The sequence below is a fragment of the Halomonas sp. I5-271120 genome (genome assembly GCF_030553075.1).
GTDB classification, from domain to species: domain Bacteria; phylum Pseudomonadota; class Gammaproteobacteria; order Pseudomonadales; family Halomonadaceae; genus Onishia; species Onishia taeanensis_A.
Genome location: NZ_CP130701.1, coordinates 495617 through 510731 on the forward strand (window position 1 = coordinate 495617; position 15115 = coordinate 510731).

Below are 15115 nucleotides of genomic sequence, written 5' to 3' on the forward strand. Positions count from 1 at the left end.
AGCGTGTCTTGTCATCGTGTTGTGTGATCGAGTCTTGTCATGGCGGCGACTGTTCGTCGAACGGCTTGGGGAGCTCGTCTCCCCACCAGTAATCAAGCCCCTCGGCCCAGCCCGTGGGTCCCGGCTGGCGTGCGTGAAACTGGTGGGCATTGCCAAGATTCACAGTATGACCATGGTGGCCCGGGATCAGCACGGCGCGATCCACTGCCTCGAGCAGCGGCACATCGTTAGGCCCGTCGCCGAGCCCCAGGGTCAGAGGCCGGCGGCCACGCAGCGCCTGATAGCGCTCCACTAGCCAGCGAACGCCGTCGCCCTTGTCGAGCTGTCCCATGGCATGCCAGAAGCGCCCGCCGCGAAGCAGGCATAGCCCGTCCGCCTCCAGCGCCTGGCGAAAATCTACGAGCGCCATCTCGGTGTCGTCCCACACCAGCGGCTCGCAGCCCTCACGCACCCTGGCCAGACGGGCCTGGGGTTCCGACAGGCCGGTCAGCGACATGATCTCGTCGATGCTGAGTTCACCCATGCTGCGAAAGCGAACGCCGAGGCGCTCGCGCATCACGCCCAGCCGAGTGCGCAGGAAACTGATATCGATGCCCGGCGTCTTGACCGCCAGGCCATCGACAAAGTTCGGATCACGATCCAGGCGGGCGTGCTGCCAGGCGGGTGGCAGGCCAATCACCGCACCGTTTTCGGCAATGAAGGGAGTATCTTTCAGGCCCAGCTCCCGACGCAGCGGCATGAGCTCGGCTCGCGTCTTGCTGGTAACCGGAATCACCGCCACTCCAGCGTGACGGAGACGCTCAAGCCAGGGTACGGCCGGCTGCCACTCGTAGCTGTCGTGGTCGAGCAGGGTGCCGTCGAGGTCGGTGAAGACCAGGCGAGGCAGGGAGGGCGTGGCAGAGGACATGGGCATTACCTGCTGGCTGGCATGAGCGTGCCAATATGAAAAAACCCTAGCACGCAGCGTGCCAGACTACTGCATTCGCCATGACGCGTGGCGCAACGCTGGGTGTTGTGGGTCCTGACAGAGGCCTTTAGCACCACGATGAGGCATTCTTTCAGCAACACACCGCCACCTTGCACCATTTTAGGTCAGGATATACCTGAGCGCCGTTGGTCGACACAAAAGACGCCTACATGACGAGCTGAATGGCCATCATAACGCCACCACATTGATACAATATATCGCCATATTATTACTGGCCATCAATGGCTTATTTTCGCTATTATCCCCTGAAGTTCACTGTTCTATTTATCGAGAAAAACGCATGAATACCTCGCCACTCACTCTACTCGTCATGGGCGTTTCCGGCTCGGGTAAATCGCATATCGGACACCTGCTTGCCCAGGCAATCCATGCCGACTTCATTGATGCCGACGACCATCACAGCGAGAACAGTATCGCCAAGATGGCGCGAGGAGAGCCGCTGAATGATAACGATCGTCAAGGCTGGCTGCTGACGCTTGCGAATCTTTACCGCGACTATCGCGAACAGGGGAAAGATGTCGTCATCGGCTGCTCGGCACTGAAACACCGCTACCGTGACGTGCTGCGCCAAGGCGCTCCCGAACTGAAAATCCTTTATCTTCATGGCTCACGGGAAGTATTGATGGAGCGCTTGGGCGGTCGTAGCGGCCACTTCTTTACCGGTGAACACATGCTGAACAGCCAGCTTGCCGATCTCGAGATGCCGGAAGAAGCCGAGGCCGTTCGCCTGGATATCCGTCAGTCGCCTGAAGGCATTGTGACGGACTTTCTGTCGCGATCCGGCATTCAGCGCTGAGCGAGCACTTCGAAAGAAGAACCTCAAAAGAAAATCCTCGAAACAAGCACCTCGAAAGACAACCTCAAGCCCAAGTGCCATGAGTCTCGACATGGCGCTTACCTTCAATTTTTGGCATCAACTCCCTACTCTTTTTCACCTCCCACCTGATATTTTCCTCATAGATCTGCACCCTCTTAGGCAATACGTCTCTATCGGCACGCTGCTTTGCCTTATTCTTAATAATCGTTCCTGATTTCACTCTTTATGTGGCTCTTCATTCTGTGCTTAATATCATGCCATCGACGCTTCACCAGGCATGAATTTTCGCTGCCCAACTGATGCACCTTCGGCTAATCAACTTGGTTTTTTGTTATCACTGATTGATAACAGCGCCCCCCGCAGAGCCTTAAATGAAAAACGCCCCGACCATTCGCATGGTCGGGACGTTCGGTCAGGCGTATTCCATGGCGATCACGAACGAAGTGTCGTGAATCAGACCAGCCACATGGCCAGATCGGGGAAGAACAGCAGCAGGAACAGCACGCACAGCTGAATGGCGATAAACGGCAGCAGCGATACGAAGATGTCCTTGAGGCTGATGCTGGGCGGCGCCACCCCCTTCAGATAGAAGGCAGCTGGGCCGAACGGTGGCGACAGGAAGGAGACCTGCATGTTGACCGCGAACAGGATGCCGAACCAGATCGGGCTATAGCCCAACTGCTCGACGATCGGCACGAAGATCGGCAGGGCCAGCATCGCCACCCCGATCCAGTCGAGGAACATGCCCAGCACCAGCAGGATCGCCATCATCACCAGCAGGATCACGATCGGCTCAACGTCCATGCCGAGGATCACCTGCGAGATGAAACGGTTACCGCCCATCAGGTTATAGACCCCAACCAGCGCCGCGGCACCGATACCGATCCAGATGATCATGCCACAGGTGGTCATGGTCTGGCCGAGGCTTGCATGCAAGGTCTTGAAGGAAAACTCACCGCGCAGCACGATCGCCAGCAGCACCCCGAACACGCCCATCGCCGCCGCTTCGGTGACCGAGGCCACACCGCCGTAGATCGTGCCCAGCACCATGAAGGCGATCAGCCCCGGCACCATGATGGCCCTGAGTGCCTGCCAACGATTGGAGAAGCCGTCTTCACGATCAGCATCGGTCATCGGTGGCCCCATCGCCGGGTTGCGCATGCAGCGCACCAGCACATAGGCGATGTAGGAGCCCATCAGGATCACCGCGGGCGTGATCGCGGCGGTAAACAGATCGGCGATCGATACGCTGGCAATCAGGCCATAGATGATCAGCACGATCGAGGGCGGCATCATGGTGCCGAGGGCACCGCCCGCACAGACCACACCGATCGACAGGTGCTTGTCATAGCCCAGTCGCAGCATCTGCGGCAAGGCCAGAATACCCAGCAGCACGATCTCGCCGCCGATAATGCCGGACAGCGCCGCCAGGAAGAAAGCCACCACGATGGTCTGAACGGCGACCCCGCCAGGCAGGCGGCCGGCAAAGACCCGCATGGCGTTGAAGAGATCCTTGGCTATCCCCGATCGGTCAAGTAACGAGGCCATCAACACGAACATCGGCACTGCCACCAGCGAATACTCGGTAACGAAGCCAAATACCCGGCTGGTGACCAGCGGCAAGGCGTTGCCGCCGAACCAGCCGAAGGTGAAAACGAGGGCCACCAGGCCAGTGATGAAGGCCAGCGGCAGGCCCGTCACCAGCAGCGCAAAGATGGCGGTAACCAATAACAGCGTTCCGTCGGCGATATCCATTACCGGCTCCCCTCAGCGTTCGTGGTCGGCTTGGCGCGCAGCGACTGGATGCTATGAATCAACGCCTGAATGCTCATGACAATCAGCGAGACCATGATGATGCCCTTGACGAAGGCCGGAAACGGCGGGTTCCAGGAGGTGCCCGAACGCTCCAGCGACCAGTCGCCAAACGGATTGTGGGAGGCATCCCAGAACATCACGAAGGCGGCGTAGCTCATCGCTAGGCAGAAGCCCAGCGTCACCAGATCATTGAAGCGATCCAGCCAGACCTTGAGCCGCGGACCGGCGTGGTCGTAGAGCACGCGTACGCGAATATGCTGGTTGCCGGCCAATGCCGCGGGGCCACCCAGGGCAAAGCTCACGGCCACCAGCATGACCACGCTCTCATGCACCCAGGAGGTCGGCGAATCGAAGCCGTAGCGCATGATGACCTCGAAGACGCTGATGCCCATGGCGATGAATACCAGCCAGGCGGCACCTCGGGCACACCAGGTCACTCCGTGATCGAAGGCGCTGCGCGTCGGATCACTCGGCTCAGGCTCCCCCGCGGTGGCGGCGACCAGCTCGTCGTCGCGCGTCACGCCGGCCGCCTCGTGGCGTTGGGATTGTCGAGACATGACGTTTCCTCTCAAATGAACAGGGACGACGGCACCACCACCGGGCGCTCGGTGACGGTGCCGTCGACGCGGGGCCGGAATCCAGGTCCCGGCCCCGGGCGGGTTACATCAGGTTATGGTCCTGCAGATAGCTGACCACGGAGTCGTAGTACTTCTGGGTGATCTCGTTCTTCTCGGCCCAGACCGCCCACTCTTCCTTGGCGATATTGCGGAACTTGGCACGCTCTTCGGCCGGCATGTCGATAATCTCGATGTTCGGATCCTCGTTCACCTTCTTCACCGCCGCGAGATCCCGCGCCTTGAGCATGGCCACCATTTCATAGGACATGCTGTCGACGGAGGTCTCGAGGATGGCCTTCAGATCAGCCGGCAGGCCGTCCCAGATGTCCTTGTTGAGCGAAATCGCCACCATCGGCAGCGAGTGGAAGCCCGGATAGTTCGGATAAGGCGCGAACTCGTAGAGACCCTGGTCGTAGTTGGTGGCAAAGACCGTGTAGTCGGCGGCGTCGATCACGCCCTTCTCGAGAGCGGTATAAACCTCGGACCCCGGCAGGTTGACCGGCGTGGCGCCGGCCTTCTCGAAGATGTTGTAAACCATCCCCTGAGGCGCACGCAGCTTGAGACCTTCGAGGTCTTCGACGGAGCGAATCGGGCGCTTGGAGGGCAGTGCCTCGAGGCCAGTGGCAGCCGCACCAATCAGGTGCACACCGTAGGGCTCGGCCAACTCGTTGTAGATGTCCTCGCCGCCGGCGTAATTCATGTAGTCAAGAAACTCCACCGGGTCGCCCCAGGCGCCCACCAGATTGCCCATCATGCCGAAGGCCGGGTTCTGACCGGAGAAGTAGCTCGGGTCGGTCATGTGGCCCTGGAGGATGTTGGCACTCACCGCCTGCAGGGTTTCGGTCGCCCCGACCACGGCGTTGACCGGCAGAATCTCGATCTCGATACGACCGCCGGACATGGTGTTGACGTTCTCGGCCCAGGCCTTCTTGAGCTCGAACTGCGGCTCACCGGAGGTCTCCGAGGTCTGGAAGGTCCATTCGTATTCTGCCGCCTGGGCGCCGAAAGCCATGGAGCCGAGCACGGCCGCCGTCAGGGCCTTGAGGGCGAAAGGCTTGAGAGCGGAAGACTTGATAGGCGTGACGTTTTTCATGGTGCGTTTCCTCGTCATCGGTTGAGAGTGAGGTTGTTGTTACCGGTACGCGAAGGCACCGCGGACGGCCCGATCACATCGTCATGACGCGGGCGGCAATGCACCCGGAAGGCGCAAATGAGAAAGCGGCGTGGCAAAGATGCTATCGATGCCCAGATCCAGCCCGGTGCGTTCGAGAACGCGCAGAGCGGCCTGCTCGGCCTCTTCGGGGCGACGCAGACGAATGGCCTCCATCAGTTGACGATGGCGTTCCATGCTGTCCTGCAACTCGTCGGCGCTGTGGTTCGAGGTCTCGACCAGTAGCGCAATCGCCGGCTTGAGCACATGGCTGATCTGAGACCACAGCAGGTTGTGTGTGGCCGCGAAGATCGCTTCATGGAAGGCCACGTCGTGATCGTCATGACTGACGTCCTGATGGCAATGGTCGGGCGACTCCAGCGCCTTGATCATGCCCAGATAAGCGGTCTCGATCTCGTTCAGATCGGCGGCAGTGGCATGCTCCGCTGCCAGGCGAGCCACGAAAGGCTCCACCGCTACCCGGAAAGCGAAAATCTCCTGACGGATGCGCGGGTTCGGCTGGGCGAACCGCGCCATCCAGTCGCTGACCCTTGGATCCAGCAGATGCCACTGCGCCAGCTCCTGGACGCGACTACCCTGCCCCGAGATGCGCTTGATCATGCCGGCGGCTACCAGAGACTGCAGAGCGCTGCGCACGGTACTGCGGCTCACGCCATAGGTCGCGCAGAGGTCGAGCTCCTTGGGCACGAAGTCGCCCGGCGCATAGACACCGCCGAAGATGGCCTCGGCCAGCTGTTCGGCGATATCCGGCCGCGTGGCGCGACTGCTTGTAGTGGAAGGTGCTTGGCCCATGAGGGAACCTGCCCGGCGTGTCTGTTTGTTGAATCGCTATGTCTGACATAGGATCAACCAACAACGGACATAGCGCCTTTAGACCATGGTCGCGTTTTCAACATCGGAATCGCCCAGAAGCGACTCGCAGCCACAAAAAAACGCCCCAGCCAGTGTGGCCGGGGCGTTGTCATGTACCGCCAGGAAATCAGGCGGTCGGAATCAGGCTCAGTCGCGATAGACCGGGAAACGGGCGCAAACCGCTTCGACCTTGGCCTGAACCTCGGATTCGACGGCGCTGGAATCACCGCTGACCATGGCGTCTAGGATGTCACAGATCCAAGTGGCTAGATCACGGCATTCGGTCTCACCAAAGCCGCGGGTAGTGACAGCCGGCGTGCCGATGCGCAGGCCGGACGTGACGAACGGGCTCTGCGGGTCGCCCGGCACGGCGTTCTTGTTGACGGTGATATGGGCACGGCCCAGAGCGGCGTCCGCGTCCTTGCCGGTCAGGCCCTGCTTGATCAGCGACAGCAGGAAAAGGTGATCCTCGGTGCCGCCGGACACGATGTCGAAGCCGCGCTCGATGAAGACCTTGGCCATGACCTGGGCGTTCTTGACCACCTGTTGCTGGTAGGCCTTGAAGCCCGGCTCCATGGCTTCCTTGAAGCAGATCGCTTTGGCGGCGATGACGTGCTCGAGCGGGCCACCCTGGCCGCCCGGGAAGACGGCAGACTGCAGCTTCTTCTCGATATCGGCATTGCCTTCGGCGGACAGGATCAGGCCGCCGCGCGGGCCGCGCAGGGTCTTGTGGGTGGTGGTGGTAACCACGTGGGCATGCGGCAGCGGCGTCGGGTAGACACCGGCAGCGACCAGGCCAGCCACGTGGGCCATATCGACCAACAGGTAGGCGCCCACTTCGTCGGCGATCTCGCGGAACTTGGCCCAGTCGATGATCTGGGAATAGGCGGAGAAGCCGGCGATGATCATCTTCGGCTTGTGCTCGCGCGCCAGGCGCGCGACCTCCTCGTAATCGATCAGGCCGCTGTCGTCGAGACCGTACTGGATGGCTTCGTAGTGCTTGCCCGAGAAGTTCGGCTTGGCACCGTGAGTCAGGTGACCACCGGCGTCGAGGCTCATGCCGAGGATGGTATCACCCGGCTTGACCAACGCTTGGAAGACTGCGCCGTTGGCCTGGGAGCCGGAGTGCGGCTGAACGTTGGCATAGCTTGCCCCGAACAGCTCCTTGGCGTAATCGATGGCCAACTGCTCGACGATGTCGACATACTCGCAGCCGCCGTAGTAGCGCTTGCCCGGATAGCCTTCCGCATACTTGTTGGTCAGCTGCGAGCCCTGCGCTTCCATCACTCGCGGGCTGGCGTAGTTTTCGGAAGCGATCAGTTCGATATGCGCTTCCTGGCGAGCAGTTTCCTTCTGCATCGCCTCAAGCAGAGCATCATCGAATCCGGCAATCTGCATGTCACGGCTGAACATCGTCGTTGGTCCTCGAGCTAGGGGGGGTGAAACGATGCCGTCATAATACCGCAGCCAAGGGCGCCTTTCACATGAAAGCCGGTCATCCCGTGCTCGATAATTTCTCACCTTGGCTTTAGTCACGCTAAAGCCAAGGTGAGCCCCACGGAGAAGACAGCCATGCGACGCGCCCCTATCGGCCGACCTCAGATATCGCCGTCCAAGCGACGCTCAAGCAACCCATTGACCCGCTCGATCACCTCGAGACGCGCCTGGCGCTTGTCATCACAAGTGATCAATGACCAGGGGGCATGCGTCCGGTGGGTCTGGGCGAACATCTCATTGATGGCGACCTCGTAGTCATCCCAGCGAGCGCGGTTTCGCCAGTCTTCCTCGGTCAGCTTGTATTGCTTGCGAGGGGTGTTGGCTCGCGCCTCGAAACGCTTGAGCTGCTCATCCTTGCTGATCGACAGAAAGAACTTGCCAAGCACCGTGCCGTGTTCGAGCAAGCGCTTCTCGAAATGGCGAATCTCACCATAGGCGCGCCGCCATTGAGCCGGGGCGGCAAAGCCCTCCACCCGCTCGACCAGCACTCGCCCGTACCAGGAGCGATCAAAGATCGCGAAGCGCCCATCGGCGGGAAGTCGTCGCCAGAAACGCCACGCCCAGGGGTGGAGACGCTCCTCATCGTTAGGCGCAGCGATACTGTGCACGCGATAGTGCCGTGCATCCAGCGCCGAGGTCACCCGGTGAATACTGCCGCCCTTGCCGGCGGCGTCATGGCCCTCGAAGACCAGCACCACCGGAATGCCGCGTCGGGCCGCCTCGCGGCTGTTATGCGACAGCCGCGCCTGCTGCTCGACCAGCCGCTGCTGATAGTCGTCCTTGTCCAGGCGCCCGGCCGACTGATGGTCGGAATCAGGCTTGGTCACCGAGGGTGCATCCTTGGCCGGCGGCGCTAGGTGACAGCTTGCCCAGGGCGCTTCGGGATCGACCGTCGGCTGGTTCGCAGTGTCGAGCAGTCGCTCGGCCACCTGGTGGATCAAGTCTTCCGGGTCGTCACCGGAAATGCAGTGCCAGGGCGCCCAGTCGGTATGAGTAGTCTCGCGTAGCGGCTTGCCGAGCGCCTTGATCAGCGGATGCTGGAGATGGCGTTGCCAGTCAGCGGGATCAAGCTGCCATGCCCGACTCGGATCCTCCTGCATGGCGGTCAGCCGCTCGCCTTGAGTTTTTCGGTCGATGTCCAGCCAAATCTTGACCAGCGCCACGTTCTCGGCGGCGAGTTCGGCCTCGAAATCGCGGATCATCGCCAGGCGATCCTCGAAAGCGCCGGCGCCGATGCGCCGCTCGGCGCGAGCGAAGAGCGCATCGCCATACCAGCCGTGGACGAAGATACCGGTAGTGCCGCGGGCCGGGATACGCCGCCAGTAGCGCCACAGTGCCGGCCGCTTGGCATCCTCGCTGCTGGGCTCCAGAGCGTGCACCTCAGTACGGCGGTTCTCCAGCCAGTGATTGAGCATGTTGAGCATGGGATGCATGTAGCTCGCCGCCTGGCCGCTGAGCATCAGCACCACGGCCCGGTTCTCGCGCTTGGCCATCTCCAGCTGGGCTTCCAGCAGCTGATAGCGCAGTGTCTCTGTCTTCATCTGTCGGCCTTCATCCGTGTGTTTCTATCCATCTGGCCTGGTTGTCCCTTGCCAGTTCTTTACCAGTACCGGGACTGCCGGACGACTGCGGATTGCCACATGGGTCCTGCCTCACGCCTCGCCGAGCAGGCCAAGGCTCGCCATGGGGGTCTGGCGGCGCAGGCTGCGCGACAGACCATGACCGATCACCCCGACCAGCAGGGCGCCACCCAGCGGCAGCCCTATCCACAGCCAGGGGTGCAGGCGCGGGGCAAGATCCAGCCAGCCGGCATAGATCCCTGCGGCGGCAAGCTCGGCGAGCAACGCGCCCATCAGACCACTCGCCAGGCCTAGAATGGCAAACTCGGCCCCCTGCACCCGGGATATCAGGCGATCGCCGGCACCGAAGACCCGCAGCAGACCACTCTCATGGGCACGCAGCGGACGGCTGGCGATCAGCGCCGCATAGAGCACACTGATGCCGGCCAATAGCACGAAGCCAAGCACCAGCTCCACCGAGCGGGTGACCTGAGTCAACAGCTCGCGCACCTGACCGAGGATCGCCTCGACGTTGAGCAGCGATACCGCCGGGAAATTCTTGACGATCTGGCCGGGCAGCGGGCTCTGGGCATCGCCCAAGTGGAAGGCGGTGATATAAGTGTGGCCGAAGCGCTCCAGCACGCCAGGGGGGAAGATCACATAGAAGTTGGGGCGGAAGCTGTCCCAGTCGAGATCGCGAAGACTGGTGATACGCCCGGTGAGCGTATCGGCGCCAATGGTGAAGCTCATGGTGTCGCCAAGCGCCAGGCCTAGACGGCCGGCCAGTTCAGCTTCAAGCGATATCGGCACGATCTTGTCGGACGGCTCCGTGGCCGTCCCGCCGCCGGCACTCGATGCATCACCGGAAGACTTTCCTGCAGCCGACGCCGTAGCGTCCGGCCCGGCGCCGCCTGTCCCGAACCATTCCCCCGCCAACAGGCGGTTGCCCTCTGGGAGGGTGTCGCGCCAGGTCAGATTGAGCTCGCGCCGCAGGGCATTGCTGCCCCGGCCGCTCTCGGGCACCGCCTCCAGGGGCGGCTGGCCGTTGAGCGCGGTGATGCGCCCACGCACCATCGGATAGAGCGCGGTGCGATCATCTACCGTTCCGGCCAGGGTCTCGATGAAGGCGTCACGTTCCTGAGGCTGGATGTTGATGGCGAAGTAGTTGGGGGTATCCTCGGGCAGTTGGTCCTGCCAGGCCGTGAGCAGGTCGCCGCGCACCAGGCCGATCATCGCCATCGCCGCAAACGTCACCGCGAAGGCCAGTAGCTGACCGAGACTCGCCTGACGACGGCGGCCGAGCTGACGGGCGCCGAGCCGCAGTGCCCGGGTCGGTGAGGAGGCATGCAGGCCCTGTGGCAGCAGCGCGGCCAGGCGCAGTACCCCGCTTAGCAGCAGCGTGCCGACCCCACCAAGCATGACCAGCATCACCAGCCCTCCGACGAGCAGTGCCGCAGACAGCCAAAGATCGCCGGAGTAGAGCCACATCAGACCGCCGAACACCAGACTCGCCATCGCCACCACCAGCCAGGCCGAGGCCGGCAGCGGGTCGAGTTCACGCCGCAGCACCTTGAGGGCACTGACCCGCTTCAGGCGCAGCAGCGTCGGGCCGGCAAAGCCGACCAGCACGGCAAGCGCCGTGAGCACCCCGAGCGCCAGAGGCAGAGGGCCAGGCGGCGGCAGCTCGAGCGGCAGGAAGGCCGTCAGCAACGCCAGAAGCCCTGCCTGGCCAGCCAAGCCCAGCAGCGCCCCGCACACCGAGGCCGCCAGCGCCAGCCAGCCGAGCTGCAGCGCGAACAGTCGAGTCAGCTGTCGCTGGGAGGCGCCAAAGCAACGCAGCAGTGCAGCGGTATCCAGGTGGCGATCCACATAGCGCCGGGTCGCCATGGCCACCGCCACCCCGGCCAGCAGCACCGCGGCGAGGCCGGCCAGCGCCAGGTACTTCTCGGCACGCTCCAGGGCTCGCCCGAGGCCCGGTCGGTCGACCCGCACATCCCGCACCTCGACGCCATCGCGCCTGAGCGCTTCAAGGCGGGCATCGAGGCTCGACACTGCCTCCGGCGGGCCGGCAGCGAGAATCTCGTATTCGACCCGCGAGCCCGGCTGCACCAGGCCGGTGGCCGCCAGATCATCGACGTGCATCATCAGCCGCGGATTGAAGCTCGAAAAGCCCCCGGACTGGTCGGCCTCGCGCTCGATGATACCGCTCACGGTCAGGGTGGCTCGCCCCACTCTGACCTCATCGCCAATCTTCAGATCGATCAGCGACTCGAGCCTGGGGTCGACCCAGGCCTCGCTCGGCGCGGGGCCGCGAGCCAGCGGCTCGACGCCGTTGCCGACATCGACCCGTGACGCGCCATACAGCGGGTAGGCGCTGTCGACCACCTTGAGGCTCGCCGGTTGGAAACGCTCGCCGCGGCTGATCATCGATACCAGATCGACCTGATCCGAGAGGGTCATGCCGGCCTCTCGCAGCGTGCTTTTTAGCTCGCTGGAGAAGGGCTCGCCCTGCTCGAGCACCAGGTCTCCCCCCAGCATCTGCCCCGCCTGACGGGTCAGGCCGCGTTCGAGACGATCGAGGAAGAAGCCGATCATGGTCGAGGCCGCCACCGCCAGCGCCAGCGCCACGAACAGCGCCCTCACGTCGGCAGCGCGCAGATCCCGCTTGAGGCCGCGGGCCGCGAGCCCCAGCCAGTGCAGGCCGTTGCCCGAGGCTCGTCGGGTATCGCGCCGTGAGTCACCGCTTGCCATCATGCGCCCACCTCCTCTCGGGTCATGTCCACCAGCTGGCCGTCGATGAGCCGCAGGCAGCGATCGCAGCGGCGCGCCAGCGCATGGTCGTGGGTAACCAGCATCAGGGTAGTGCCGGCTTCGCGGTTGAGGGCGAACAGTCGCTCGATGATGCGCTCGCCGGTGGCCGGGTCCAGATTGCCGGTCGGCTCGTCGGCGAACACCAGCTCGGCCCCGGTGACGAAGGCGCGGGCCAGGGCGACCCGCTGCTGTTCGCCGCCGGATAGCTGCTTGGGCAGGTGGTCGAGGCGCTCGCCAAGCCCTACACGCGTCAACCAGTCGCGGGCCCGGGCATCGTTGTCGGCGGCAGGCGCCAGCTCCAGCGGCAGTAGCACATTTTCAAGCGCGGTGAGAGTCGGCAGCAGCTGGAAGTTCTGGAACACGAACCCTACCCGGCCGGCACGCAGCTGGGCGCGTCCGTCCTCGTCCAGCGCGGCCAGCGACTCGCCAAACAGGGTGAGTTCACCGCTGCTTGGCGCATCGAGTCCGGCCAGCAATCCCAACAGGGTAGACTTGCCAGCACCGCTCTCGCCGAGGATCGCCACCGTTTCTCCGGGGAACACCGTGAGCGAGAGATCACTCAGAATGGTCAACGACCGATCGCCACTCCTGACCTGCTTGCCGAGCTGGCGAGCCTGTAGGATAGGCGCAAGATCATGATCCGAGGAGGTGGACGTAGTGTTGGAAAAAGTGGTGGACATAGTGGTGGACATAGCGACTGGATTTCCTGTTGGCCTGAGAAGGTCGAAACGCGGTGCCAGAGGCCCCGCCGGGCGAAAAGCTGCGCTGAGTGCTGATCCACGCGCGGTGGCGAGGGCTGAGCCCCGTGTCGGGCTGAGCGTCGGACCGGGCGCTTGGGGTGCGCGGTGCGCCCGACACGCAAGACATCTGGTGCAAACGTTCGGCCGGTGCCTGCTGGGGGTGGCTCCAGTCAAGAAACCCGCTGCGACCCCCACCCTGACAATACGTCGAGGGTCACTCGCAGGACTGACAGCTGGCCTGAGCCTGGCCGCGCTTGCAATGGCGACGCCCGCCCTGGCTGCCTCGCCCTCAGCCACCGATGATCGCCCCACCCTGTTGGTGATGGGCGATAGCCTGAGCGCCGCCTATGGCCTCGAGCGGCCGGAGGACGGCTGGGTCAGTCTGCTGGCCGCAAGGCTCGACGACGAGGCCCGGGTAGTGAATGCCAGCATCAGCGGCGAGACTTCCGCCGGCGGCGCCACACGCCTGCCTGAGCTGTTACGACAGCATTCCCCTGAAATCGTGCTATTGGAACTGGGCGCCAACGATGGCCTGCGCGGCCTGGCGCCTGGCCAGATGCGCACCAACCTCGAGTCGATGATCGAGAAAAGTCAGGCCAGCGGCGCCCAAGTGGTACTGCTCGGCATCGATATTCCGCCCAATTACGGCGACGCCTACCGGGCTGCCTTCACTGGCGTTTTTGAAGACTTGGCCGAGCGCTATGAGCTGCCGCTGGTGCCCTTCCTGCTCGAGGGTGTCGCTCTGGAAGATGGGCTGATGCAGGACGACGGCCTGCATCCCACCGCCGAGGCCCAGCCACTGATCCTTGAAAATGTATGGACGACCCTGGCGCCGCTGCTCGATCAGGCGGCGACAGGGTCAGAGATCACTTCCCAAACGACCTCCCTATCCAACTCATTATCCGCTCAGACCTGAGGGGCCGGCTCGGCGGTCTTCTGCCACTGCTGAAGGCCCAGGCCGCCTAGAATCAGCACCAGGCCAGCCAGCGTCGAGATCAGGATCGGCTCGCCGACCACCAGGTGCAGCAGCAACAGGGAAATCGGCGGCGACAGAAAGATCAGATTGGCCACCTTGGCCGTGCGCGAAATGCCGCGCACGGCCAGTTGCCAGAGCACGAAGGCGATGCCCATCTCGAAAAGCCCCACATAGATGCCGGCGCCAACGCCTTTCCAGCCATACCACTCGAAGCCCGGTCCCAGTGCGATCAGCACCGTGAACACCGGCAGGCCAACGCTGAAGTTCTGCCACTGTGCGACCAGCGGGGGACGGCTATCGCGAGCATTGAGCAGCCAGTAGAGCGCCCAGAGCAGAGTCGAGGCCAGCGCCAGCCCTACGCCCAGCGGGTCGGCGAAGGCCACGTCGAGCACTGCGCCGCGGGTGGCGATGGTCCAGACACCGGCATAGGCAATCAAACCGGCGAGTATATCGATGCGGGTCAACCGCTGGCCGAGAATCGGCACGGCGAGAAAGGCCATGGCCAGGGCCCAGGTGTAGTTGAGTGCCATCGCCTCCTGCCCCGGCAGTCGATCATAGGCAGCGAACAGCACCAGGTAGTAGGCCACCGGGTTCATCAGCCCGGCCCACAGCGCGGTGCGCCAGCCCTGCACCAGCGCCTGGCGCAAGAGCCCCTTTCGCCATACCAGAATGCCCATCAGCGCCCAGGAGACCAAGGCAGCGATCCACATCAGTTCCAGCGGCGACATTTCGCCAAGCGCGACCTTGAAGGCCGTTGCCACCGTGGACCAGAGCCCCACGGCGCCCAGGCCGCAAAGCATGGCGTGACGTTCCTGTGTCATGCGCTCTCCTTTGTGTGTGATGTGCCATGAGCGGGCAGCATCGGCGTTGCTGACGGTCAGCGATGCAGAGCCATCAGCCATTCATTACGAGCCATCAGCCATTCATCAAGAGCCATCAGCCGTTCATTAAGAGCCATCAGTTATTCATTACAAGCCCTCAGCGGTCCAGATGCCCCAGGTCTCGCGAGGGGTCAAGCCGATCCCGCACTCGCTGCTTGAGCAGCTTGATGTCAGGGAAGCCGTCATCGCGCTTGCGCTCCCAGAGTCGCTCGCCGTCAAAGGTGATCTCGAAGTGCCCACCGTGGCTTGGCACCAGCGCGACCTCATCGAGGTCCTCGCCGAAGGTCGACAGCAGTTCCTGCGCATACCAGCCGGCGCGCAGCAGCCAGTGGCACTGGGTACAGAAGTGGATACGCACGCTTGCCATGAGGCCCTCTCCTTGTTGGACATT

The 15115-nt window shown here is 63.2% G+C and carries 13 protein-coding genes; 2 read left to right on the forward strand and 11 right to left on the reverse strand.

Features of this window, described 5'->3' with window-relative positions; genetic code table 11:
* Positions 1-37 precede the first annotated feature (37 nt).
* On the reverse strand, positions 38-913 hold the full coding sequence (locus Q2K57_RS02185; RefSeq protein ID WP_304526011.1) for a mannosyl-3-phosphoglycerate phosphatase: 876 nt from the start codon (positions 911-913) through the stop codon (positions 38-40).
* Between the two features lie 259 nt (positions 914-1172).
* On the opposite strand from Q2K57_RS02185, the gene Q2K57_RS02190 reads away from it, so the two are divergent.
* On the forward strand, positions 1173-1784 hold the full coding sequence (locus Q2K57_RS02190; protein WP_309251219.1) for a gluconokinase: 612 nt from the start codon (positions 1173-1175) through the stop codon (positions 1782-1784).
* Positions 1785-2258: 474 nt separating this feature from the next.
* On the opposite strand, the gene Q2K57_RS02195 is transcribed toward Q2K57_RS02190, so the two are convergent.
* From Q2K57_RS02195 to Q2K57_RS02230, 8 genes are all read right to left on the reverse strand, one after another.
* The gene (locus Q2K57_RS02195; protein WP_304526012.1) at positions 2259-3560 is read right to left on the reverse strand and encodes a TRAP transporter large permease subunit; all 1302 of its coding nucleotides are present in this window, start codon (positions 3558-3560) and stop codon (positions 2259-2261) included.
* The gene (locus tag Q2K57_RS02200) at positions 3560-4177 is read right to left on the reverse strand and encodes a TRAP transporter small permease subunit (protein WP_304526013.1); all 618 of its coding nucleotides are present in this window, start codon (positions 4175-4177) and stop codon (positions 3560-3562) included. Before Q2K57_RS02200 ends, Q2K57_RS02195 begins: the two co-directional genes overlap by 1 nt.
* 103 nt (positions 4178-4280) lie before the next feature.
* Entirely contained in the window at positions 4281-5330 is a 1050-nt protein-coding gene (locus tag Q2K57_RS02205; protein ID WP_112054731.1) for a TRAP transporter substrate-binding protein, read from the reverse strand.
* An 81-nt stretch (positions 5331-5411) separates the two neighbouring features.
* On the reverse strand, positions 5412-6200 hold the full coding sequence (locus tag Q2K57_RS02210; RefSeq protein WP_112054732.1) for a FadR/GntR family transcriptional regulator: 789 nt from the start codon (positions 6198-6200) through the stop codon (positions 5412-5414).
* Between the two features lie 207 nt (positions 6201-6407).
* The gene (gene glyA / locus Q2K57_RS02215; protein ID WP_112054733.1) at positions 6408-7673 is read right to left on the reverse strand and encodes a serine hydroxymethyltransferase; all 1266 of its coding nucleotides are present in this window, start codon (positions 7671-7673) and stop codon (positions 6408-6410) included.
* Between the two features lie 185 nt (positions 7674-7858).
* Entirely contained in the window at positions 7859-9298 is a 1440-nt protein-coding gene (locus Q2K57_RS02220) for a hypothetical protein (protein ID WP_304526014.1), read from the reverse strand.
* A 111-nt stretch (positions 9299-9409) separates the two neighbouring features.
* Entirely contained in the window at positions 9410-12067 is a 2658-nt protein-coding gene (locus Q2K57_RS02225; RefSeq protein ID WP_369700304.1) for an ABC transporter permease, read from the reverse strand.
* Positions 12067-12807, reverse strand: coding sequence for an ABC transporter ATP-binding protein (locus Q2K57_RS02230; RefSeq protein ID WP_304526644.1), 741 nt, complete (start codon positions 12805-12807; stop codon positions 12067-12069). The genes Q2K57_RS02225 and Q2K57_RS02230 overlap by 1 nt, the downstream gene beginning before the upstream one ends.
* A gap of 319 nt (positions 12808-13126) precedes the next feature.
* On the opposite strand from Q2K57_RS02230, the gene Q2K57_RS02235 reads away from it, so the two are divergent.
* A complete protein-coding gene (locus tag Q2K57_RS02235) occupies positions 13127-13783 on the forward strand; it encodes an arylesterase (protein ID WP_304526016.1) in 657 nt (218 codons plus the stop codon).
* Here Q2K57_RS02235 and Q2K57_RS02240 read toward each other — a convergent pair.
* Together Q2K57_RS02240 and Q2K57_RS02245 are read right to left on the reverse strand one after the other, a co-directional pair.
* Positions 13774-14664, reverse strand: a complete 891-nt coding sequence (locus tag Q2K57_RS02240; RefSeq protein ID WP_304526017.1) for a DMT family transporter — start codon at positions 14662-14664, stop codon at positions 13774-13776. The two genes, Q2K57_RS02235 and Q2K57_RS02240, sit on opposite strands and share 10 nt — an antisense overlap.
* 157 nt (positions 14665-14821) lie before the next feature.
* Positions 14822-15091, reverse strand: coding sequence for a SelT/SelW/SelH family protein (locus Q2K57_RS02245; protein ID WP_112054738.1), 270 nt, complete (start codon positions 15089-15091; stop codon positions 14822-14824).
* Positions 15092-15115: the final 24 nt, after the last annotated feature.

Excerpts from the sequence above, each read along its gene's own strand:
- Q2K57_RS02225 (WP_369700304.1), bottom strand. The coding sequence starts at position 12,067 with ATGGCAAGCGGTGACTCACGGCGCGATACCCGACGAGCCTCGGGCAAC.
- Q2K57_RS02185 (WP_304526011.1), bottom strand. The coding sequence starts at position 913 with ATGCCCATGTCCTCTGCCACGCCCTCCCTGCCTCGCCTGGTCTTCACC.
- Q2K57_RS02235 (WP_304526016.1), top strand. The coding sequence starts at position 13,127 with ATGGCGACGCCCGCCCTGGCTGCCTCGCCCTCAGCCACCGATGATCGC.
- Q2K57_RS02230 (WP_304526644.1), bottom strand. The coding sequence starts at position 12,807 with ATGTCCACCACTTTTTCCAACACTACGTCCACCTCCTCGGATCATGAT.
- Q2K57_RS02195 (WP_304526012.1), bottom strand. The coding sequence starts at position 3,560 with ATGGATATCGCCGACGGAACGCTGTTATTGGTTACCGCCATCTTTGCG.
- Q2K57_RS02220 (WP_304526014.1), bottom strand. The coding sequence starts at position 9,298 with ATGAAGACAGAGACACTGCGCTATCAGCTGCTGGAAGCCCAGCTGGAG.
- Q2K57_RS02240 (WP_304526017.1), bottom strand. The coding sequence starts at position 14,664 with ATGACACAGGAACGTCACGCCATGCTTTGCGGCCTGGGCGCCGTGGGG.
- Q2K57_RS02210 (WP_112054732.1), bottom strand. The coding sequence starts at position 6,200 with ATGGGCCAAGCACCTTCCACTACAAGCAGTCGCGCCACGCGGCCGGAT.
- Q2K57_RS02200 (WP_304526013.1), bottom strand. The coding sequence starts at position 4,177 with ATGTCTCGACAATCCCAACGCCACGAGGCGGCCGGCGTGACGCGCGAC.
- Q2K57_RS02245 (WP_112054738.1), bottom strand. The coding sequence starts at position 15,091 with ATGGCAAGCGTGCGTATCCACTTCTGTACCCAGTGCCACTGGCTGCTG.
- Q2K57_RS02205 (WP_112054731.1), bottom strand. The coding sequence starts at position 5,330 with ATGAAAAACGTCACGCCTATCAAGTCTTCCGCTCTCAAGCCTTTCGCC.
- glyA (WP_112054733.1), bottom strand. The coding sequence starts at position 7,673 with ATGTTCAGCCGTGACATGCAGATTGCCGGATTCGATGATGCTCTGCTT.